This window comes from Parabacteroides faecis (assembly GCF_014647375.1).
Lineage (GTDB): Bacteria > Bacteroidota > Bacteroidia > Bacteroidales > Tannerellaceae > Parabacteroides > Parabacteroides faecis.
Map to the genome: position 1 here is coordinate 85,139 of NZ_BMPB01000001.1, position 22,809 is coordinate 107,947.

Consider the following 22,809-nt stretch of genomic DNA (forward strand, 5'->3'; position numbering starts at 1 on the left):
CTGCCCTGCTCATTGATATAAACAACAGCTCACACCCTTTTATTTTGAATATTTCCATATGCAAAAACATAGGGATATAACAAAAACAAGCATGTGAGCGTTCGCTGTCTACTATCCAAAGAGCATGAAAGTGTCGAAGTTTCAATGTTAGGATAATATCATAAAAACGCTTCTCATAATAAATAAAATCACCTCATAGCTTAAAATGCCAGAGATTGGTTTACAAAAGTAGGAAGAAGCCTTTAGTTCCACAAATTATGAGAAACGTTTTTTCCTATTTAACTTCAGGCTTCTACAATCTAAATATTCCCATTAAATTCTTTTACCGCATCAAACATCGCGATAATATTTTCCGGCGGAACATCCGGTAGTATATTGTGTACGGTATTAAAGACAAAGCCACCTCCGGACGACATGATCTCCAAACGCTCCAGGACTTGTTCACGCACTTGAGCCGGTGTTCCGTTGTTCAGTGTACCGACGGTTTCTACACCACCACCCCAGAAAGTACAATCCTGTCCGAACTCTTTTTTCAGAAATTCAGGAGACATATCCATAGCATTTGTTTGCACAGGGTTGAAGACTTCGATCCCTGCCTCGATCATATGGGGCATCAATGAAGAGATAGAACCACAGGAATGGATAAAGGTGTGCATCTGACTATGCGATTTTACATAATCGCATAACTGTTTATGACGGGGTTTGAAAAGGGTTTTATAAGTATCCGGATCCATAAACGGACCGGTTGTCATCCCGAGATCATCCCCGAAACGGATAATGTCAACTATATCACCGACCGAAGCACAGACCTTTTCAAGTGTTGCCAGGTGACGTTCCAGTAACTCATCCAATACGCGTTCCACCTGGTCCGGATCACAAAGCAGGTCCATCAGGAAATTATCCATCCGGCGCAGGAAAGTTCCCCATTCAAAAAGATTGCAACCGCAAACGATCATCAACGCCTTATCCGTTGTCTCCCGCAAATGCAAAGCATTTGTTCTCAACTGTTCCCAGAAACCGTCATCGGCAGCATGATCCCAGGGACTGTGCACATAACGCGACCACAGGACACGCCCCATCTCTTCATCCAGGCCGTCATAACTATCAGGATAGCCATCCACATAAGGGAAATAGGACTGGTCAAAGAATGTGGCACCTTTCGGCATCATTGCCAACAGGCGTTTACCGTCGGAATCATAACAATGCCAGGAACCGTTAGGTTGTTCTATGGGATTGAACCAGGCGGGATACAGAGCTTTATCGCCATTAGCCAGTATTGTCCCCTGCCAGTCGGACGCGTTCACATTAAACGTACGGCCGATATCGAGGACATCGATACCAAACTGATCGATCAACGACATATCCGGTTGTGCCAATTGCTGTACGACATCGTATATTTGTACCGGTAAGTCGGTCCGTCCCAACTGTTTCAGCAAATTGGAATAGGCAATTGCCGAAATACCTGAACTGGGAGTTGCTCCCATATCGACCGGAACACGGTCGGGCTCTTTATGAGCTATAGCTGATAAAACACGTTCTCTTGAAGTCATAATTTTCAATTTTCATTTTTTATTATCCTCACTCTCTTCCACTCATTCCTATAATGAAAGAGGCAGCAACCAATACGACCAGTCCGGCATACATCCATGCTTTTGTCTTTGTATCCGCAGCCTTCCATTCACCCCGGTACAATCCCCAAAGGGTAGCAAAGACAATAGTCAGCGACATCAATATTCCCCAAGCCGTAAACGAGAACTCCCCCATCCGGCTTTTCCCCATACCGTAAAAGATAAAGTTGACAAACCAGAGAAAACCCGCCAATCCGCAATACAGGTAGTTGCTTGACACTGCGATATCCTTTGTCTTTACAAAAGCCTTCAGGTTATTATTCTTTTTCGACAGGAACAAACACCAAAGTGCAGTCGCCAGAAAAGAACCTCCGAACAATACGAAAAAGACAGGTAACGTCTGAAATAGCGGATCGATTCCCGAAGCGACTAAAGCGGATGAAATACCCGTACCCTGTTCTATACCCAGGGCTTGCGAAGCACCGGTTATTCCGACAAAGAAAACCAGCACCAGTCCTTTTCCGAAATTAAGTTCCGGGTTCGCTTCCGGTCCGGCACCTTTATCTTTCCGGTAACCGGCATATCCACTCAAGGCAATGCCGACTGCGGCAATCAGCAAACCGGCTATCAACATAGTCCCTCCGGATTGTTGCAAGAGAATATTCAAACGCCCGTCGATAGCCGGAGGAATGATCGTTCCCAGTATCATCATCAATCCCAGAGAAAGCGAGAAGCCTAACGAAAGGCCCAGATAACGCAGGGAAAGTCCGAAAGTAAGATTACAAATACCGTAGATGATCCCCAGTAAAAAGATCCATCCCAATGTCTGTGCCGGGACACCGGACAGCACATTCATAAAGCCCGGGCAAAAAACAGAACATGCCACCAGCGGTACGATCATATAAGCAAACAAACTATATATCAGCCAATAGTTTTCCCAAGCCCAGTCACGGGTCTTACCAAAAGGGATCGAAAAACTTCCCGACGAAAATGCCCCGATGGCTATCAGCCCGATTCCGAATAATAATTCAAATGTCATAACTCTTATTGGTTTTTTCTTCTAATATTCCGATATGCACAAGAGGCGCTGTTACAGGCTACGATTAATTCCAACCAGTTGATATTATCCTGCGGATCACGGGCATAAGCATCCGCCCCGATCCTCTGAGCAAAATCCGCATTTAACGGTGCGCCACCGACAACCACTTTGGTCTCGGGATATTTTGCACGGATAGTGGCGATCATCGGTTGCATATTGCTCATGGTTGTAGTCAGCAAGGCAGACATGCCGCAAACAGCTCCGGGATGCTCGTCCAATGCCTGGATATATTTCTCGGCCGGCACATCTGTCCCCAGGTCGATCACCTCCCAACCGGAACCTTCCACCATCATACCCGTCAGGTTCTTGCCGATATCGTGCAAGTCGCCCATAACGGTACCGATAACAAATACACCTTTCCGTTTGATCTCTCCGTTCTGAAAATAGGGCTTCAGATGCTTCATGGCACTGTTCATCGCTTTAGCCGATAACAGCATTTGAGGTACGAATATCTTCCCTTCCGTAAACTTATTGCCTACCCGGTTCATTGCCGGTATCAGGGCGTCATTCAATACCGATTGAGGAGATAAGCCGCTCTCCAATGCTTCCCGGGTCAATTCGTCAGCACCCGGTTGTCCTTTCATTGCCGGTGGATAGGGCGATGCAAGACTGATCTTGCCGAATTCCACGCATTCGCCAAGTTTAATAATGATGTCGTTCATGTTCAATAATATTTAAAGCCTATTCTATTTATACGTTATTCAGTCTGTATGGAAAACCTCTTCCATAGCCGCCCACCATTCTCCGGGAGCACGGTTCTCTACCGGTTGCTGGCAGGGATCGGTGAGCTTCCACCATTCTTGTGTGACCGGATCGGCAGCCATTCGCTGCATATCTTTTTCATAATCATTTCCGATATATTCATAATAGCTGTACAACATTCCGTCTTTATAATAAATAGAGTAATTGCGGATATTACACTCGCTGATCATGGCCAGCACCGCCGGCCATACGGCTGCATGCAATTGCTTATATTCTTCCAGTTTTTCAGGCTTTACGCCGATAACACTTCCATAACGTTTCATATTCTTCCGTCTATTAGATTAAGTATGAGCAAAAATAGCAGAAGTAAAAGAGTTGAAGTTTTCAATTTGCGTGGTTCTTTTGACTGTTTCCGAGATTTGAACAATACTATTCCTATAAAAGGATTAACTGTAAAAGAGGGAGTGACAGCGTATGACATCATAATGGCACAACAGTGCCACCCTATTGGCATTGTTGTGCCATAGTAGTGACACTGGAGTGCCAATACGGTGGCACTACCTTTAGCATAGGACAAAAGATTCCGTAAGTAGCAGACTTTCCTGTTTACAGCCCTACTTTATCTGTCATCTTAAAACGGAGCGTTCCCCCGTTCAGTAATTCATCGAAAGTAATATATGTCCGGTCGAGTGAACGATCATTCAACCAGACTTTCTCTACATAGATATTTTTATCGGACAGATTCTCGGCTGTTATGACAAACTGCCTGCCTGACGACAGGTTTATCACCGCCCGGTCAAATAAAGGAGCACCTAGTTCGTAACGACCGGATACCGGGTCCATCGGATAAAAACCTAACGAACTGAAAACATACCAGGCACTCATTTGCCCCGTATCTTCATTCCCGCAGATTCCCGTCGGAGTCGTATCATAAAGAGTTGTCAATACCTCATTGACATATTTCTGTGTCTTATGGGGTTGCCCAACCTCATTATACATATAAATAGTATGATGCCCCGGCTCATTGCCATGTGCATATTGACCGATCAGCCCGCTGATATCACCGGATACGGTTTCTCCTTCCAGCGATGAATCCATCGTAAATAAGGAATCCAGGCGAGATGCCAGCACCTCTTTACCACCCATCAATTTGGACAGCCCGTCTATATCATGCGGGACAAAGAATGTCCACTGCCAGGCATTCCCTTCGCAATAATCATCCGACCGGTGTTCCGAGCGCAGAGGATAAAAAGGTGTATGCCAAAGACCGTCTTTAGTCTTTCCCCTTGCAAGCAAAGTGACAGGATCGATCACATTCTTATAATTCAGGGAGCGGGCCCGGAACTCTTTACTAATATCGGGATGATTTGTCAGAGAGGCGAATCGGGCAATTGCCCAGTCGTCGAATGCATATTCTAACGTACGGGCTACCGACTCCATTTCCATATCACAGGGCACGTAGCCATATTTCTTATAATTCTCCAACCCGACAAAGTACCCCATCGAATAGCCGCACGTATCTTTCATGGCTGATTCGACCATTGCCCGCATTGCCAGTTCCGTATCAAAGTTCCTGACACCATTCATATAGGCATTAGTTATCAGGGGCATGGAATGGATACCCGTCATCTGATAAGTCTCAACGCCTGCCAATGTCCAGATAGGTAACTGCCCGGCATATCTGAAATGTTCCAAAGCTGTCCGGATATAATCCTCCATCACGTCAGGACGCAAGACAGCGATCAAAGGACAAGCGGCACGAAACGTATCCCATAATCCGATAACTGCACCATAATAGGCAAAGCCATCCGTCTGATGTACCTGGCTGTCGGAACCACGAAACCGGTTATCCACATCAGAAAAAAGCATCGGATACATCATTACATTGTGTAAGGAGGTGTAAAAAAGCTCTTTCTTTTTCAAATCATTTGTCTCGACTTCTATCTGACCCAATACCGGCGTCCAGCTCTCTGCCGCTTCTTTTTTCAAGGAATCGAAATCCTTATCCACCGCTTCTTTCCGGTGATTATCCTCAGCACCCTTCATATCGACTGCAGATATACCGGTTTTAACATCCAGTATCTTTTCCGGATTCTCAAAGGTTAGGATCGCTTTCACATTACGTCCTTTCAGGGCAGAGGTCTCTTCTACACATTCGTTATCCAGGAATAACCGACACTCTTTTATCGGAGAAGAAAATGTCGTATAAAAATAAACATGTTGTTCCGGAGCCCATCCGTTAGTCAACCGGTATCCGCGGACCGTATAATCATCTACTTTTTCAAAAGACGCAGAAAAGACCGTATCCACATCGTGTTCACGCTGGATTGTACAAGCTCCCTGTGAGCCGTATTCCAGATCTATAATAACAGGGACGGAACCAGCAGACTTATATTTATATCGTTGCAGTCCACAACGTAAAGAAGCGGTCAGTTCCACATTCAGATCGCCGTTATAAAGATCAACCGAGTAATATCCGGGTTCCGCCCACTCTTTCTCATGGGAAAAATCGGCCTGATAATACTGGGAATATAACTCCGTAAGGCTATCTGTCTTATAGTTCAGGGGAAGAGGCAGAAATAAAATATCCAGAAAGTCGCCACAGCCTCCGCCGCTTTTATGCACATGGCTGAAGCCGACCAGACTCGTATGGTCATAATGATATCCTGAACTGTTCGCATGTGTATCAGCCCCTATCTGCACCATTCCGAACGGGACAGAAGCGACAGGAGTGACACATCCGTTCAGCCCGGTTCCAATAAATTTATTCACATACTGATTATTAGACTGAGACTGTTCCATTTGGCAGGAGAATAACAAGGTAACCAACAGTAGTGAGAATAATCCGTTTTTATTTAATTTATTCATAGTGCATTCATTTTATAATCTCCACAATATCATGTATTTTCAAGTCAGGGACTACAAAAGTAACCTTCCCGTCAACGTAATCGAACCGTAATGGCCGTCCATCCGGTTGTAACAATACCTTCTTCGGTCTTTCTTCCGACCGGACTACGACGTTGAGATCTCTTAATTCAGGTATCTCATCGATGCCCTTCACACTCCGGTTTGCATGATCGCCGGATGTATTGACCAATTGGATCAACATACGTCCGTCCTTTTCCGACGGGATCACATGAACCCGGTGAGAACCTTTCACAGAAACCAGAGGTTCAGGGAAGAGGTTGCCGATCAGCTCCGACAGGAAGTCCCTGAATACAGGAGAAGTCGTTGAAAGATAAGATTCACCGATATTCATATAAACACCGGCAACTTTACCTTTACCGTATTTATGAATCGTTGCGGCACTACCCGATGGGAAACGGAAATCATTCGTCTGATACAGCCGGGCAAGTTCTTCTGTTCCCTGCTCACAACGAATCTCACGGAATTTACCTTGTATATCGACAAAACGGTTATCAAACCCCAGGCAGGATGCCCCTCTTTCACCGACTCCCTGCACACCTAATATATCGTCAAAAAGAACGGTCGCCTCCGAACCTATAACGAGTAGATTTCCTCCTTTTTTCACATATTCCTTCAACCTGGCGATCATTTCCGGTTCCATAACCTCCCACTCGGGAACAACAATGACCGGATATTCTTCCATCCTTTTTTCCATGTGGTGGGTCATTAAAACCTCAACAGCCTGCTGACCGTCCAGAAGAGCATTCATAATACCTCTAATCCCATTCACACCAAAAGGTCTGTAAATATCATTCACCTTTTGTTTCCAACCTGCCGTAGAATAGAACAAGGCGATTTGCGGGATAGGTTTTATTCCTTTACAATAGTCTCTTCTTGGCAAGACAAAATCAGCAACTTCCCGCATAATATCAAATGATGCAGGTTGAAAAGACATATCCTCGTTTTGCCTGAAATACATCTGGCAACCGCCCCCCAGACTGATTACGGCTGCCGCTTCCTGACAGAGCTGTAAGGCTGTTTTAGGAACAGAATGACGGACAAAACTCCATGCCATCAGGTCGTAAGGCAATCCTTGTCCGGCTAAACAACGGGCATTCCAATTGGCAGTGTTCAAGGCATCATCCGGATCATAATCGCCGGAGAGGAAGTCCAGTTTTATTCCGGCCGGAACCGGTTCCGGCATCAAGGCACTAAAAGCCCAATTCGAGCATAACTGGAATTGCGGAGCTACTTTTTTCAATTCTGCCGTATAATGGTCTATATAAGCTATAAACTTCTTCCGGTTGAATTCCAGCAGTATCTTGTAGTTCGGGTCTTCCGCCACAGTCGGCATATAACTCAAGCCAGTCACCTGTTTAAATTCCTCCTGAGCCTTCGGGTGGTAATCAGGATAAACCGCCCAGCTTTCTCCGTCGATCCATACACCATCCACTTTATATTTCAATGCCAGTTCCTTGAGCTGGGGGATCAATAAGCGGTCGGCATAATTACCCCAAAAGCTGGTATTTTGTCCATCCGGTTTACCGTCCGGTGCTCTTCTACCCTCTTCCGGATACAACCGTACATAGTTTATATCCATTACTCCTGAATGATGTACATACAATGCCACATTTCTTTTGAAGGTAACCTCCCGGATCAAAGCCAGAGGATCTTTATCATATCCGGCAGCCTGTTGTCCGACCGCCGTCGGATAAGAAGAGACTCCCGGATGCCCTTTGCTATCCACCTGAATATAGTCAGGCCGCACGGCCTTTAACATGGAGTCGATCATTCCTCCGGTCAATGTTTTCCCCAGATGTTCATCCGTTAACTGGGAGTGACGGTCGAAATGAACACCCCAAAATGATTCAGAACGTGTTTTTATCTTATCCTGTGCGTTGAGCGGTAGTGTCAACGTTACAAAAATCAAGACATATATTATATTTTGCAGACTTTTCATGTTCTTTTATTTGATTAAAACAGACAATAAAAGGGCATCCGGGAACAGCAATTCCCGGTACGCCCTCATATACTCCATAAATTTTAATAACCCGGATTCTCCGGAGCCAGGTTCGGATTATTGGATATCCTACCTGGAGTAATCGGGAAATAATAGTGTTCTTCCTTAAATACGGAAGGTACGCCCCCCATCGCATTCTCGTTCATTTCAATCCTGAACTTCCCGGTTTTCACATCATAGAATGTATAAATACCGGAGAAATTACGGGTTATGGCATCAACTGCCGTGTGCCAACGTCTCAAATCCCACCAGCGCTGGTCTTCAAAAGCAAGTTCCACTTTTCTTTCATGGCGGATCGCATCACGGGTTATATTCGTCAGCAAAGCGATACCGGCTCTTCCCCTTATCTGGTTTACAGCATCCAAAGCTTCAGAACTCTTACCTAACTCAAATGCTGCTTCCGCGTAGTTCAACAGAATCTCCCCGTAGCGGAAAACGATAAAGTCGACTTTTGTCTTGCCGGCATCTACCGGTACCAAACCATCATCCAAATATTTTTTGACATTGAATCCGGTAATTGCTCCTCCAGCATATCCCGCAGCAGAGTAAGAACGCCCCTGAGCAGGTTTTCCCTGATAAAATCCTGTTGTAACCTTGGTCCCGTTTTCCGTGATAATACCGCCCCAGTTCTCTACGGCTTCTCCTTTCCAGATAGTTCCTTCATAATAAACGGAAGCAAAGAAACGGGGATCTTTATTCTTAAAGAATTCATTCAAATCCCAGGGCTGACTCAGAGCCAAGGCCCTGTCGAAAGTTCCCGGCGTTCCATCTATATTCTCAAAAGACTCTACCATTTCCAGATAAACGGACGTATTACTACCTCCCCATCCGGGACAGAACTGGAACGGAGACATGAACAAATCATAGTTGCTACCCACTTGTTCGCCTGTCAACTGTTTAGAGAATATTACTTCCACATTATTCTCATCCAGGAACAATTTTCTGAAATTCTCTGCCTTATCATTAGGTAACTGATTATATAACGCAAAAACATTCGAGTCGATAATCTCTTTGGATGCCTCGTAAGAGGCTTTCCAGAAACGTTCTGCCTCATTCGCCGGAATACCTACCAGACCATCGATCTGAACTTTACCCCAGGTTGCAATACTGGCTGCATACATGGCTGCCCTGCTCTTCAATGCCAGTGCAGCATATTTAGTCGGATAACCGACCTCATCGCTACTATAACTCTCCGGCAAATCTTTTGCGATCTCATCCATTTCATTTATAATGAAATCATAAACATCGATCTCTTTATCCCTGGAAACCAGCAATTCTTCCATCGGAGCATCTATCGCCTGTGCCTTTGTAATAACAGGAATGCCACCGTACCTTTTTACCATGAAGAAATAGGTAATCGCCCTGGCAAAACGGATTTTACCGGACAACACTTTCTTTTCCGGTTCCGATACGGCTGCGGATGTCTCTATCTTTTCAAGAAATTCATTCGTTTTACGAATGGTTCCATAACGCCATTGCTCCAATAAACCGCCATCTTTATTCAGAAAACCGGCTTTCCATGTTGAATACAGAGGATGCCAGTCCCGCCCTTGACGTCCTTCGTCTGATAATCCGGAAGTAGGGTCTACCTCTTCATAACCGGAACCGTCACGGATCAGAAAATCCAATTCACTGTAGACTCCGCTGATGTATGAATTTATCAAAGCCTTATCGTTCCATACAGCCTCCTCGGATATGATATCCAACGGTGCCTTATCCATTATATCACAGGAAAAACTTCCACAAAAAAGTAATAAGTAGATAAAATATTTTGCTTTCATAACCGTACTATTTAAAAAGTAACATTTAATCCTAAAGAGACTGATTTGGTGACAGGATATGACCAACCTCTGGTTGCATCCGGTGTTTCCGGATCCAATCCGTATTTACGCAACGGATTTATTGCAAATAAGTTTGTTCCGACAACAAACAGACGCAAATTCTCCATTCTTAAGTTACGTATCAGGCCCTTATCAAAAGTATACCCCAAAGTGAGATTTTTCAGACGCAAATAAGATGCGTTTTTATACCAGTAGTCAGAATTCCAGTTATTGGTGGTCTGACCGATCTTTTGTCGCGGGATAATTGCGTTCCGATCATTATTCTCAGGTGTCCAACGTTCATTCCAGATAACTTTGAAAGGAGTTCTTACGCCATCGATATTGATATTACCGGATTGCAGTTGCACATAATAATCAGCAGCTCCCTGTGCAAAGACACTCAGGTCAAATCCTTTGTATTTCATATTAAGATTGATACCGTAAATGATATGAGGAGTACCGCCGCTTCCAATAGTGCTGGCATCCCGCCAGTCTACTTCTCCGTCATTATTCAAATCGAGTATCTTTATGTCACCCGGACGAAGGGAGGTGTTCCCCATGCCATCCATATCATATCCCAGATTGTCTATTTCTTCCTGGCTCGTAAATAAACCGTCCGATTTATAGGCATTATAGACATCGATCCATTGACCGGACTTTTTCTTCAGACGGATGTCATCCGGATCTGTATAATCAGGTTCATCATAATGGATCCATTTCGAGCGTGACCAGGAAACATTTCCACTGATGTCATAAGAGAATTCCCCGAAATTACCCCGGTGACCGATCAGGACTTCAAAACCTCTTGTACTCTGGCTATTGATATTCTCACTCGGAAGAGTCGCTCCAAAGGTATTGGGTAATGACACGACACGGGTTCCTAACATATCATCCCGCTTTCTATAAAAGACATCGATCTCCGAATACAATTTATTATTCAATACGGATAAATCCAATCCTACATTATATAATGTCATCGTTTCCCAGGATATATTTGTATTGGCAATACCAGTAGTTGTCAAACCGGGTACCTCTTTTCCTCCCAGTACATTATAGCCTTCAAACTTATACCCTGTAAGATACTGGAATGCACCGACGGAGTCAAAGCCTGTCTGGCTCACACCGGCACGTAATTTCAAATTATCGATCCAGGTCAGGTTATTCTTTATAAAAGCTTCTTCCGACATACGCCAACCGGCAGAAAGGCTGGGGAAGAATCCCCATCTTTTATCCTTCGGGAAGTTCGGAGAACCATCGTAACGAGCCGTGGCTTCCAACAGATATTTTCCCTGATAAGCATAATTCGCACGAGCAACGAAACTGGCTCTTCCGGATACCGAAGCACTACCGTTCGCCTGTTGATTGATGGTACCCCCTGCAAATAACTGGTCGATCGCACTTGTCACATAATTCTCCCTATAGGCCGAAAAGTTTCCATTATTATAATCTATAATCTCAACCAGTGCCAAACCATTTATTGCATGGTCTTTGTTAATCACTCTATCATAATTCAAAGAGAACTGACCTGTTATAACCTGATTTTTATGAAACTCCTGTTTCAGGGATGTCGGCATCGACTTACCATATAAAGTATAAGTATCCGTTGCATAATCATAATCCCAGATATCATTTTGCTTCGTCCAGTTCTTCCGGTCGTAAGAGACCTGCTGATAGTTCAACTTCAACTTGGCACTCAATCCCGGAACAGGGCGCACTTTGTAATTAACCGTAAATGCTCCGTTCAATGTGTTCTTATATGTTTTATCATATCCACCCAAATCTTCATGTGTATTTATTATGGCATTGAACGGTCCCGGACCTATATGGGGAACCTTTGTCGGATCAGGAAATGAAGCATGAGAGGTCGGCGTACTATCGAAAAAGTCCATCCAGAACCACTCTTCGGAAGCAGGCCGGTTAGATTGACGGACATCGTCTTTAATCGCAGAAAGATCAAGAGAAAATGTCAGGTCGGAAGTCAGATTTACATCCAGATTCGAACGTACGTTGAATCTCCGGTAACCGGTATTTCCTCCTTTAAACATACCATCCTGACTGAGATAACCTAAGAAAGTATAATACTTAACAACATCGGTACCACCTCTGATCGTCAGATTATACTGTTGTTGAAGTGCTGATTTTTTCATAATCTCATCGTACCAGTTCGTACTAGGATACTGAGGATCGTTCCCTGCAAAATATTTTGCAATATCTTCTTCGGAAAATTTAGTCTGATTCTCAGGGATACCTGAATTGATCTGGGCCTCCCTGAAAAGAGTTGCATATTGGCCGGCATTAACCGGTTCCGGGAAATTCGTATAACTTTGGCTGGTCAACGTTCCGTTAAACGAGATATTCGGCTTACCTGACTGGCCGCGTTTCGTAGTAACCAGGATAACGCCGTTTCCTGCTCTGGCACCATAAATAGCTGCAGATGCATCTTTCAATATAGAAACTGATTCTATTTCATTTGCATCTATATTATTGAACGATTGTTCTACGCCATCTACGATGACAAGTGCGCTTCCGAAAGAACGGATATTGATATCCGCAGCGTCAAAACCGGGTTGCCCGCTTTTTTGCTTGGCTATTAATCCGGGCAGACGTCCGACTAAAGCGTTCGTCGTACTTGCCACCGGACTTTTAACCAGCTCTTCATTCTTTAAGGTAGCAACAGCACCCGTCACATTCAATTTTTTCTGTGTTCCGTAACCGACAACAACAACTTCATCCAATGATTGAGTATCTTCCGTCATCCTGATCGTAAACGTTTTTTGACCATTCACCGGTATTTCCTGGGTATTGAATCCTATATATGAAATTTGTAGGGTTGCTTTATTCGGAACTTCCAAAGAAAACTCCCCATCCATGTTGGTGATAGTTCCGTTTGTCGTACCCTTCTCCATTACATTGGCTCCAATAACACCTTCACCCTGATCGTCAATGACCTTCCCTGTTATTTTCACAACATCTTTCTGTTGGTTAACTGTTGCCAGAGACAAGACAACCTGATGGTTTGCTTTCAAGACATAGGAAACGGCAGCCTGTCGTGCAATCAGTTCCATAATGTCTTTAATATCACCGTTCTTTACATCGATAGATATGATTTTATTCAAATCCGATAGCTCATCATTATAAAAGAAGCGATAATCACTCACTTTTTCTATTTCTTTGATTACCTCACGCACCGGCCGGTTCTTCATTGTGAGGGAAATCTGGCTTATTGCTGCGATACTTGAAGAAACAAGTAGTATTCCACACAAAAAAGCCCGTATTAAAAACTGCTTGATGTTACTCATTTTTAAGTGTTTTTTTAATAGTAAATGGATTATAAATAGTAACTTTACAAGCTAAAATCGGATATAAAGATTCCCACGCGGTCAACCCGCCAGTTGACTGTGTAATAAGTATGATTTATAAACTCCGATTTAAGCTAAAAAACTTTGTATAAGGGGCAGCTTTCATCAGAAGTTGTCCCTTTCTTTTATTCTCTTTATCTATCTCATAAGCAATTCATTTAAAGTTAACAATACTCCGTTAATTCACTCTATTTTCTCTCACTCAGGAGAATCGTGTCTCCAAGTGATTCGTACATGATCGGGGATGTCAGGCTGATGATCTCAAATACGTTATCCAGGCTATTATTTTTAATGACACCGGAGAAGCGGTACTGTTTGATCTTTTCTGACTTGAATTCGATCTGCACATTATACAAGCGGTTCAAACGTATAGCAATCTCATTCAATGTTTCCCCTTTAAATGCCAGTTCATTATCCCTCCACATGCTTGCATAAGCTATATTCTCCGGACTATCAACTACCAATATTTCACTTTTCCGGCTAAAAGCAACCTGTTGGGCAGGAGACAATACAGTTGAGTGTTTTCCTGCCGTTGCCCGAATACTACCGGAAAACAATGTGGCAACAACACCGTCATCTTCTTTATAGGCTTTTACATTAAATGTAGTACCCAACGCTTCGACATCCAGTCCTCCGGCTTTTACGATAAAACGATGTTCCTTATCTTTTGCGACTTCGAAATAAGCTTCTCCACGCAAATCGACAACCCGGTCCTCCACACCATAATTACTATTATATATTATTTGTGTATGAGAATTCAGCCAGACTTTCGTACCATCCGGTAAAGTAACACTCGCCCGTTGTCCTTTTTCAGCTTCTACCATATACTCTTTAACCTCCGCCATAGACTGACGAGTATATAGATGAGAGGTTATACCGACTACTACACATAAAATAACAGCTGCCGCATATTGTCCCCAACGAAGCAAACGTCTCCTGTTCTGTTTCCGATCGTTCTTCTGCAGTACAATCTTATCTGTATTTATCCGGTCTCTTATCTGATTGAACATCCGGAGCTGAACCTCTTCGGAAATCTCCTTTGTTGCAGATTCATGCCAGCGCTGGCGATAGAAAGTCAAAATATCTTCCTGAGAATCAACCTCCCGGAACCAGGCCAACAACTGTTGTTCTTCTTCCGGCGAAGTTTCTCCCCGCATAAAACGATCCAGTAATAATATCTTAGTGTTATCCATCATCTTTATTTTATATTGTATATCCTAAAATCGTACTGTTCCCTTACAAGGGATATAAAAAAAGGATGTCTTTAACATCCTTTAATCATCAAAAGCATCAATATCGCCAAATTAGTATCGTCCGAAAGCTTTTGTTTTATAAAACGCAGCGCTCTATACAATTGCGTTTCAACTGTTTTTTCAGAAATAGACAAACGGGCTGCAATCTCTTTATTCGACAGATGATGACGTCTGCTTAAATGGAAAATATCCTTTCTAGAAGGGGGAAGTTGTTCAACCAATGTATCAATATATTCCTTTAGTGAGTCTGCATCTATATTCTCTTCCATCAGTGATTCGGTCTCTATAGACTGGTCTTTCAAAGTAATATTGACTTGTTCCGATTGCAGACGATTTTCTGTTTCTTTATATACCAGATTCCGGGCAATAGCAAATAGATAGGAATCAAACCCCAGTTCAGGATCTATATTTGTGCGTTTCTCCCATATTTTCAGAAAAACAGTTTGCGTCAGATCTTCAGCCAGGGATTTATCATATAGAAGAGACTGGATAAAATTAAACACCCAGGAACTATATTTCCAGTAAACAACCTCAAACGCTTTTTCATCTCCCAGCTTCAAACGAAGCAAAACATCCGAGTCTATTGTGGCTATTGCGTGTTTTTTCATCTCTCCTCTCCGTTGACATTGACAAAGATAACATTTTATCCTTAGTTCATAAAGGACTAAGTCACTTTATATCTAACGAGGAAATTATATGAAAGAGGAACCATTTGAATTGATCATAAAATATCTGCAAGGGCAATTGGATGAACAAGGGATAAATGATTTCTATTCCTGGGTGAATGAGAATGCTGAAAACAAAAAAGTATTCTTTGAAACTAAGGCTATCTATGATGCCTGCCATTCCAATAAAATGCATGATGATATAGATAAAAGCTGGAACCGTCTTTTGAAAAAGAAAAACAATCGGCAGAAAAAAATCAAATGGCTTCAGTTTGGCAATTACGCAGCTGTTTCCTTCATCACGGTCTGTCTTACTTCGTTATTTCTGACTCTGAATAAAGAGGAAGATAAAATAGCTACACGATATATCGGTGGGGATGGCCTGAATGCAGACATCGTCGAACTTCCGGATGGAACACAGGTCTGTCTAGGATCAAAAACCGTATTCTATTATGAAAATGACTACGGCAAAAGGCAAAGAACTGTCTATTTGGAAGGAGAAGCCTATTTTGTAGTTGCCAAACAAAAGGATAAACCTTTTATCGTAAAAACGAAGGAACAGAATATTGAAGCGTTGGGTACTAAATTCAATGTCACTGCCTACGCTTCCGACTCCCTGCTTACCACTACATTACTGGAAGGTGTTGTTCGCCTAACAACAGACAACATTTCCCATCAAACCGTATTAAGACCGAATCAACAATTTATCTATAACAGAAATACACATCTGACCGATATTAAAAAAGTGGATGCCAAACAATTCACTGCCTGGACAACAGGATATTACTATTTCCCGGAACAAAGTCTGGAAGCCATGTTATACCGTTTGAGCCATGTTTACGGCGTACAGTTCACTGTCGAATCTGATGCTCTGAATAAACGAACTTTTACAGGTACTTTCTACCGCGGACAAAGTATAAAAGATATTATGGAGATCATCAACCTTTCCATTCCAATCAAATACAAGATTGACGATCATCATATAACCGTTTCTGAAATATAAATAATAGCTAATCTTAAAAATGTAAGGATATGAGTGAGTAAAGTGGTAAAAGAAAAAAGAAGAGAAAATCTTGCCGGATTCTCTCTTCTAAAATGTGTGAATCAATTAAACTCCCATTGCCGTGGGATCATGTTTAATCTTAAAACATTCAAAAGTATGAATAATCAACATATAGTTGTTTCTGTAAATCTGAAAAGAACTATAAAAATTATGAAATTAACCGTGTTAATGCTAACCGTTTGCCTGTCGCAAATGGTCGCCGCAACTTATGCGCAAACAACAAAACTGAATGTTTCCGCTAAAGAAGAAACATTAGAAAATGTACTGAAACAGATAGAAAAACAATCGGAGTTCCTGTTTTTCTATAATCTGGAAGAGATCAACAAAAATGAAAAAATCTCTATCAGTAAGAAAAATGCCAATATCCAGGATGTCTTAGAAACTATCGCTACAAAGACAGGCTTGAGATATACTATTAAAGACCGTCACATTGTGCTGACTACAGAGCATGCTTCAATGTCTGCCATCTCACAGCAATCACAGAAAGTAACAGGTGTGATTAGTGATGCTATGGGACCTGTCGCCGGTGCAAATGTCATTCAGAAAGGAACTACCAACGGTACAACGACTGATATCGATGGAAAATACTCTATTGACGTACCAGCCAATGCAACATTAGTCGTTTCTTTTATCGGTTATACACCGCAAGATGTAGCAGTAAAAGGCCAAAGTGTTATCAATATTCTTTTAAAAGAAGATACACAGGCTCTGGAAGAAGTGGTAGTTGTCGGTTATGGTACGATGAAGAAAAAAGACTTGACAGGTGCTGTAGCCTCTGTTAAGATGGACGATACCCCAGTCGGAACTGTTTCTACCGTCAGCCATGCTTTGGCTGGTAAAGCTGCCGGTTTGCAGGTAAGTACGATCAGTGCACAGCCGGGCGGTCAGTCTACTTTTCGTATCCGTGGTGCAGCTTCCTCCGATAAAGCAGGAAACGACCCATTGATCATTATCGACGGCTTCCCGGTAAGTGCACCGGATGGATTGGATAGTGGTAACCAGTATAAAGATGGTAACAAAGACAACATCCTGGGCTCTATCAACCCGAATGATATCGAATCTATCGAAGTTTTGAAAGATGCCAGTTCAACTGCTATCTATGGTGCACGTGCCGGTAACGGTGTGATCATCGTAACGACGAAACGCGGTAAAAGCGGAGCTGCTAAAGTACAGTATTCCGGTTCTGTGTCTGTTCAGGATATCGCTAAGTCTTATGAGATGCTGGATGCTTCCGGTTTTATGCAGGCAACAAACAACTATAACCGTGAGTTGTGGTTACGTACGAACGGTGTCGGTATTTATGGAGGAAAGTCTGAATCTGAAATCGGAACTCCTTTTGTCCCGACTTATACGGCCGACCAGATTGCCAATCCGGCAAACAATACAAACTGGTTTGACGAGATCTCTCGTTTGGGTTTCCAGACTTCACACAACTTATCGATTACAGGCGGTAACGACAATACAAAGTATTTGATTTCCGGAAACTATTTCAAACAGGACGGTGTGATCAAAAATAATGCAATGGAACGTTATTCTGCCCGTGTTAATCTGGATCAGAAATTGAGCAAATATGTGAAAATGGGTGTGAATCTGAATGTTTCACGAAATGAATATGACAATATTCCATTAGGAGACGGACAGAATGAAAATGCAGGTATTCTGGTTTCCGCCGCTCAATTCAATCCGGCATTACCAATCCGTGACGAAAATGGTGATTATTCGATGAACTCCGACGCTTCTTTCCTGCCGAACCCTGTATCTCTACTGGATATTACAGATAAGACAACAAAAGAACGTCTGTTAGGAAATGTATTCTTTGAAGTCCGTCCGATCCAGGATTTACTGCTGAAAGCAAACTTCGGTATCGATCGTAACTACCAGAAACGTAAACAGTACATGCCGACTACCACACTTTACGGAGCCAGAGAGAATGGTTCTGCATATGTAGCTCAGGCTGATAACTCGGATTACCTGATGGAATTGACAGCCAACTACTCCAAACAGATCGGTGAACATAACTTTGGTGTATTAGCTGGTCATTCATATCAGTTGTTTACGTACGAAATGTTGTCAGGTAAGAGCAATGACTTCATTACAGACGGTTTCTTATATAATAACCTGGGAGCAGGTAACGCCAAACGCCCGACCGTCGGTTCTAGTGCAACAAAATCCCGCATGGCATCTTTCTTTGGACGCGTAAACTACTCTTTTAAAGATCGCTATCTATTGACCGCCACGATTCGTACAGATGGTTCTTCCAACTTTGCAGAAGGAAACCGCTGGGGTGTTTTCCCATCTGTTGCTGCCGGTTGGAGATTCCTGGAAGAAGATTTTATGTCACCATTGAAAAACGTTCTGTCCAATGGTAAATTACGTTTAAGCTATGGTGAAACCGGTAACTCCAATGTAGGTGATGTGGCTTACAGCTACTATAAAGTTAAAGACCGCAATAATATATTCGGAGGTTCTATGATCAACGGTGTTTATCTGGATCAGTTGGGTAATGGTGCCCTGACCTGGGAAACAACACGCGAATGGAACGTTGGATTGGATTTGGGATTCCTGGACGGACGTGTCAATGTAACAGCTGAATATTATCATAAGAATATCTCGGATCTGCTGAATGAACGTACTTTGCTTTCTTATAACGAAGTAAACAAAATCATTGCAAACGTTGGTAAAACACAAAGCCAGGGTTTTGAATTGACTATCAATACAACGAATATCCGTAATAAAGATTTCGAATGGACTTCTGACCTGACCTTCTCTTTGTATCGTGACAAATGGAAAGAACGCGACCCGAACTGGAAGCCGAAAGCGTATGACGAATATAACGGTTGGATGCGTTACTATTCCGGTTACCTGTCAGATGGATTAGTTCAGCCGGGTGAAACAATCGACCATATGCCGGGTGCATTGCCTGGACAGGTAAAGATTAAAGACATCGATGGTTATGTATATGAAGCTGATGGTTCTATCAAAGTAGACGAACATGGTATCCCGATGAAGACAGGTAAACCTGACGGCAAGCTGGATGATGCCGATAAGGTGATTTACGGAAGTAAAGACCCGGGCTACTTAATGGGATTCAATAATACATTACGTTATAAAAACTTCGATTTCAATATCTATTTCTACGGCCAGTTCGACAAATTATCTGCCGGCAGTTACAAGAAGACTTGGATCAGTAATAACGTAAACGACTTGCGTCGTGGTTATAACCAGCCGACTTCCATCAAAGATATCTGGAGTTCAGCAAACCCGAATGGTACACTGCCTGGTTATTTCCAGACAGAAAGTGCATATGGTACAGGTGATTATTATTACGAAAAGACCTGGTTTATCCGTTGCCGTAATATTACGTTAGGTTATAATATCCCGCTCAAGACCAGTAAACACATTTTGTCGAACGTACGTGTTTACTTTGATGTGAACAATCCGTTTATCATTACTCCGTACACAGGTCTTGATCCTGAAACCGATGTCTCAAGTGACAAGACCGATGCAGCACAGTTGCAATGGGCTTATCCGAACGTTCGCACATATAGTTTCGGTTTGGATATTACATTCTAATCAGTATAAACAGATAAAAACAAAGATAAAGTCATGAAAAAATTATTATATACAGTAATGTGCTGTTGCGCATTAGCCTCATGTACTAATTTGGATTCGGAGCGATACGATGCGATCAATCCGGACTTCTTCCCGACAAATGAAAAAGACGCAGAAGCCCTTGTTGTAGGAGGTGTTTATGCTCCTTTCCGTAGCGCGGAATATAGCGGTGTGTTCAGTACGGCTCATAGCTTCCAGGTTATCGGAGATATGTCAACCGATATTGCAGTCTGCTGCTGGGTAAACGACAGCTGGATTCCACTGACAACTCACAACTGGACTCCGAACCATAGTTATACTACTCTTAATTATACGGATTATGCGAAATACCTGGGTACAATGACATTAACATTGGATCGTATTTCTAATGTAGAAATGAGTGATGAAAAGAAAGCATTACTGGTGTCGGAAACTCATCTCGGCCGTGGTTGGCTGGCATTTTTACTATATGACTTCTACGGTCCTATTCCAATCCCGACCTTAGAAGATTTACAGAATCCGTTGGATGAGGTGATAGAACCGCGTGCAACCCAGGAAGAAATGACAAAGTTCATCGAAACAGAATTGACCGAATCCCTGAAAGGCCTGCCGACCCGTACAACACAATTCGGACGTTTCGACAAAGGTTTGGCATATACTGTTCTGATGAAATTCTATATGCATGAAAAGAACTGGGCGAAAGCTGAAGAATGTGGTCGTGAACTGTTGAAAGCTGAATACGGTTACGGATTAATGAGTAATTATGCAGACATCTTTACACTCGAGAACGAAGGTAATAAAGAAATTATCTTTGCTTGTACGGAAGAAAGAGGTACGAACCTGCAGTTATGGCATGACCATGCTTTACCCGGTAACTATCCGACACAGAATACTGCTATCCAGAAATGGGATGGTTATAAAGTGCCATGGCCTTTCTATCGCACATTTGAAAAAGGCGATGACCGCTTGACTGTTTTAGTCGGTGAATACGTAGGTACCGACGGGGTCCTTTTCAATGAAGAATCTGATATCCAAAAACATGGAAATCTCTATTCGGGAGCAGTTCCCGTAAAATATGGTGAAGATCCCGAGTCTACGGGTGACGGCAGTCAGATCGACCTGGTTGTTTATCGTTATGCAGATGTCCTGACACTGCTTTCAGAAGCAATTGTCCGCAAAGGCAACGCTGTTACTTCAGAAGCACTGGATTTGTTGAATCAGGTCCGTGTTCGTGCCAAACTGAATCCATATGTAATGGGTGATGTGAAGGGTGTGGATGACTTCCTTCAGAAAGTATTGGATGAAAGAGGACATGAACTCTGGTTTGAAGGAGTTCGCCGTTCCGACCTGATCCGTCACGGACAGTTTATCCAGAATGCGAGAGACCGTGGCTGTACGACAACGAAAGATGAATTCGTATTATTCCCGTTGCCTCAGGCTGTTATCAACGAAGGCAAAGGTAAAATTATTCAGAACCCCGGATATTAATTCGCTGCTTTGAAGAATAAAAACTATATTTGCATTTTAAGAAAAGGCCGCTTTAACTGCGGCCTTTTTTTCTCTGACAAAAAACTAAATATCATGAAACACTTGTTTTATACATTTCTCTCCGGTTTACTTTTTATAAGTAATATACTGCCTTCCAATGCCCAGGACTATCCTCCCAACCCTTTGGAAAAAGAAGGATACCGTTTAATTTTCCATGATGAATTTGATGGTAAAGAAATTAATACCGATAAATGGATTCCGGAGTATTTGCCGTCATGGCCTAAAGACAGATCCGTTTGTACCCCAACTTATGAAATGAAGAATGGTATTATCAGACTTATCATTGACAAGAACTCAAAAAATGAATTTGATAACGGTATGTATATTTCCGGTTTCATGAGTGCCAGTCGCACCGGACTGCATCATTATGATCCAAAGAAAAAAGCACTTCACCAGATAAAAACCGAAGCAACTCAGATCAATCAGTACGGATATTACGAAATGCGTGCCAAGATGCAGGACGGCGGAGGTGTTCATTGTGCCTGGTGGCTCATCGGTTTCGAAGACGATCCGAATCAAAGTTGTGAAATCGATATATTCGAAATATTGGGAACTGATGTTAATCGTATTTGGGCTACAGTACATAGCTGGAAAGATTCTACCATTCAATATCATACGAAACATCCGTGGTTTGCCAATAAAAAACTGGCAGAAGAGTTCCATATATATGGCTTCGACTGGACACCAGAAGGTGTCACTGTTTATGTCGACGGTATAGAGGTAATGAAACACAAAGCAGCAATTACTTATCCGCTTATCCAGATCATTTCTTTCTATGATAATCGGAAAGCTAAAGATGGCTGGACAGGTACTTATGATCCGTCCGTTCCTTACCCTAAAAGTTTCGATATCGATTATATACGCATGTATAAAAAAATACCGGAAGGATATAATGCTGTTCCGGAGAATAACCTGTGCATCGCTTCTATAGAACCTGCCCGTTTACAGATAGCGGAAGGGGATGCCGTTCTACGAAACATTGACGGACACATTACCCGTGAGCTGTTATTTACTCCTTCATTTGTCAACGTACATTATAACGATGGTACTATTACACAACAATTTGTCGAATGGGAACCGTTAAGTGACGAAGCCTTCGGGAAAACTCAAAAAGAAGGAACTGTCATTGTCGACGGTCGGATCAAAGGACTACCGGAGGCATTACTGAAAGGACAAAAAGCTACGCTAATCATTACTATTAAATAAAATTAATT

The 22,809-nt window shown here is 42.7% G+C and carries 14 protein-coding genes; 4 read left to right on the top strand and 10 right to left on the bottom strand.

Annotated elements, in window-relative coordinates; translation table 11 throughout:
* Nucleotides 1-299 precede the first annotated feature (299 nt).
* The 10 genes from IEY67_RS00310 to IEY67_RS00355 all read right to left on the bottom strand — a co-directional run bounded on the left by IEY67_RS00310 (nt 300) and on the right by IEY67_RS00355 (nt 15,336).
* Nucleotides 300-1,550, bottom strand: coding sequence for a uroporphyrinogen decarboxylase family protein (locus tag IEY67_RS00310; protein WP_183670517.1), 1,251 nt, complete (start codon nt 1,548-1,550; stop codon nt 300-302).
* A gap of 28 nt (nt 1,551-1,578) precedes the next feature.
* Complete coding sequence (locus tag IEY67_RS00315; RefSeq protein WP_183670515.1) at nt 1,579-2,607, bottom strand: L-rhamnose/proton symporter RhaT; 1,029 nt, start codon at nt 2,605-2,607, stop codon at nt 1,579-1,581.
* A gap of 5 nt (nt 2,608-2,612) precedes the next feature.
* On the bottom strand, nt 2,613-3,329 hold the full coding sequence (locus IEY67_RS00320; RefSeq protein WP_183670513.1) for a cobalamin B12-binding domain-containing protein: 717 nt from the start codon (nt 3,327-3,329) through the stop codon (nt 2,613-2,615).
* Nucleotides 3,330-3,368: 39 nt separating this feature from the next.
* A complete protein-coding gene (locus IEY67_RS00325; protein ID WP_122375194.1) occupies nt 3,369-3,692 on the bottom strand; it encodes an L-rhamnose mutarotase in 324 nt (107 codons plus the stop codon).
* 283 nt (nt 3,693-3,975) lie between these two features.
* A complete protein-coding gene (locus IEY67_RS00330) occupies nt 3,976-6,237 on the bottom strand; it encodes a GH92 family glycosyl hydrolase (RefSeq protein WP_183670511.1) in 2,262 nt (753 codons plus the stop codon).
* A gap of 7 nt (nt 6,238-6,244) precedes the next feature.
* Entirely contained in the window at nt 6,245-8,236 is a 1,992-nt protein-coding gene (locus tag IEY67_RS00335; RefSeq protein ID WP_183670509.1) for a beta-galactosidase trimerization domain-containing protein, read from the bottom strand.
* An 83-nt stretch (nt 8,237-8,319) separates the two neighbouring features.
* Nucleotides 8,320-10,077 carry a RagB/SusD family nutrient uptake outer membrane protein gene (locus IEY67_RS00340; protein ID WP_122375197.1) on the bottom strand — a complete coding sequence of 586 codons (1,758 nt, stop codon included), beginning with the start codon at nt 10,075-10,077 and terminating at the stop codon, nt 8,320-8,322.
* An 11-nt stretch (nt 10,078-10,088) separates the two neighbouring features.
* Nucleotides 10,089-13,415 (bottom strand): TonB-dependent receptor, encoded by a 3,327-nt coding sequence (locus IEY67_RS00345; protein WP_122375198.1) that lies wholly within the window; start codon nt 13,413-13,415, stop codon nt 10,089-10,091.
* Between the two features lie 248 nt (nt 13,416-13,663).
* Nucleotides 13,664-14,671 carry a FecR family protein gene (locus IEY67_RS00350; protein ID WP_183670507.1) on the bottom strand — a complete coding sequence of 336 codons (1,008 nt, stop codon included), beginning with the start codon at nt 14,669-14,671 and terminating at the stop codon, nt 13,664-13,666.
* Between the two features lie 68 nt (nt 14,672-14,739).
* A complete protein-coding gene (locus IEY67_RS00355) occupies nt 14,740-15,336 on the bottom strand; it encodes an RNA polymerase sigma-70 factor (RefSeq protein WP_183670505.1) in 597 nt (198 codons plus the stop codon).
* An 88-nt stretch (nt 15,337-15,424) separates the two neighbouring features.
* Here IEY67_RS00355 and IEY67_RS00360 point away from each other — a divergent pair, with 88 nt between their 5' ends.
* From IEY67_RS00360 to IEY67_RS00375, 4 genes are all read left to right on the top strand, one after another.
* Nucleotides 15,425-16,396 carry a FecR family protein gene (locus IEY67_RS00360; protein WP_183670503.1) on the top strand — a complete coding sequence of 324 codons (972 nt, stop codon included), beginning with the start codon at nt 15,425-15,427 and terminating at the stop codon, nt 16,394-16,396.
* Between the two features lie 156 nt (nt 16,397-16,552).
* Nucleotides 16,553-20,029 carry a TonB-dependent receptor gene (locus tag IEY67_RS00365; protein ID WP_122375244.1) on the top strand — a complete coding sequence of 1,159 codons (3,477 nt, stop codon included), beginning with the start codon at nt 16,553-16,555 and terminating at the stop codon, nt 20,027-20,029.
* Nucleotides 20,030-20,062: 33 nt separating this feature from the next.
* Complete coding sequence (locus IEY67_RS00370; protein WP_122375202.1) at nt 20,063-21,535, top strand: RagB/SusD family nutrient uptake outer membrane protein; 1,473 nt, start codon at nt 20,063-20,065, stop codon at nt 21,533-21,535.
* Nucleotides 21,536-21,628: 93 nt separating this feature from the next.
* Nucleotides 21,629-22,801, top strand: a complete 1,173-nt coding sequence (locus tag IEY67_RS00375; RefSeq protein ID WP_183670502.1) for a family 16 glycosylhydrolase — start codon at nt 21,629-21,631, stop codon at nt 22,799-22,801.
* Nucleotides 22,802-22,809: the final 8 nt, after the last annotated feature.

Bases quoted from the DNA above. Each gene is read 5' to 3' on its own strand.
- IEY67_RS00310 (WP_183670517.1), bottom strand. From the start codon at position 1,550: ATGACTTCAAGAGAACGTGTTTTATCAGCTATAGCTCATAAAGAGCCC.
- IEY67_RS00315 (WP_183670515.1), bottom strand. From the start codon at position 2,607: ATGACATTTGAATTATTATTCGGAATCGGGCTGATAGCCATCGGGGCA.
- IEY67_RS00320 (WP_183670513.1), bottom strand. From the start codon at position 3,329: ATGAACGACATCATTATTAAACTTGGCGAATGCGTGGAATTCGGCAAG.
- IEY67_RS00325 (WP_122375194.1), bottom strand. From the start codon at position 3,692: ATGAAACGTTATGGAAGTGTTATCGGCGTAAAGCCTGAAAAACTGGAA.
- IEY67_RS00330 (WP_183670511.1), bottom strand. From the start codon at position 6,237: ATGAATAAATTAAATAAAAACGGATTATTCTCACTACTGTTGGTTACC.
- IEY67_RS00335 (WP_183670509.1), bottom strand. From the start codon at position 8,236: ATGAAAAGTCTGCAAAATATAATATATGTCTTGATTTTTGTAACGTTG.
- IEY67_RS00340 (WP_122375197.1), bottom strand. From the start codon at position 10,077: ATGAAAGCAAAATATTTTATCTACTTATTACTTTTTTGTGGAAGTTTT.
- IEY67_RS00345 (WP_122375198.1), bottom strand. From the start codon at position 13,415: ATGAGTAACATCAAGCAGTTTTTAATACGGGCTTTTTTGTGTGGAATA.
- IEY67_RS00350 (WP_183670507.1), bottom strand. From the start codon at position 14,671: ATGATGGATAACACTAAGATATTATTACTGGATCGTTTTATGCGGGGA.
- IEY67_RS00355 (WP_183670505.1), bottom strand. From the start codon at position 15,336: ATGAAAAAACACGCAATAGCCACAATAGACTCGGATGTTTTGCTTCGT.
- IEY67_RS00360 (WP_183670503.1), top strand. From the start codon at position 15,425: ATGAAAGAGGAACCATTTGAATTGATCATAAAATATCTGCAAGGGCAA.
- IEY67_RS00365 (WP_122375244.1), top strand. From the start codon at position 16,553: ATGAATAATCAACATATAGTTGTTTCTGTAAATCTGAAAAGAACTATA.
- IEY67_RS00370 (WP_122375202.1), top strand. From the start codon at position 20,063: ATGAAAAAATTATTATATACAGTAATGTGCTGTTGCGCATTAGCCTCA.
- IEY67_RS00375 (WP_183670502.1), top strand. From the start codon at position 21,629: ATGAAACACTTGTTTTATACATTTCTCTCCGGTTTACTTTTTATAAGT.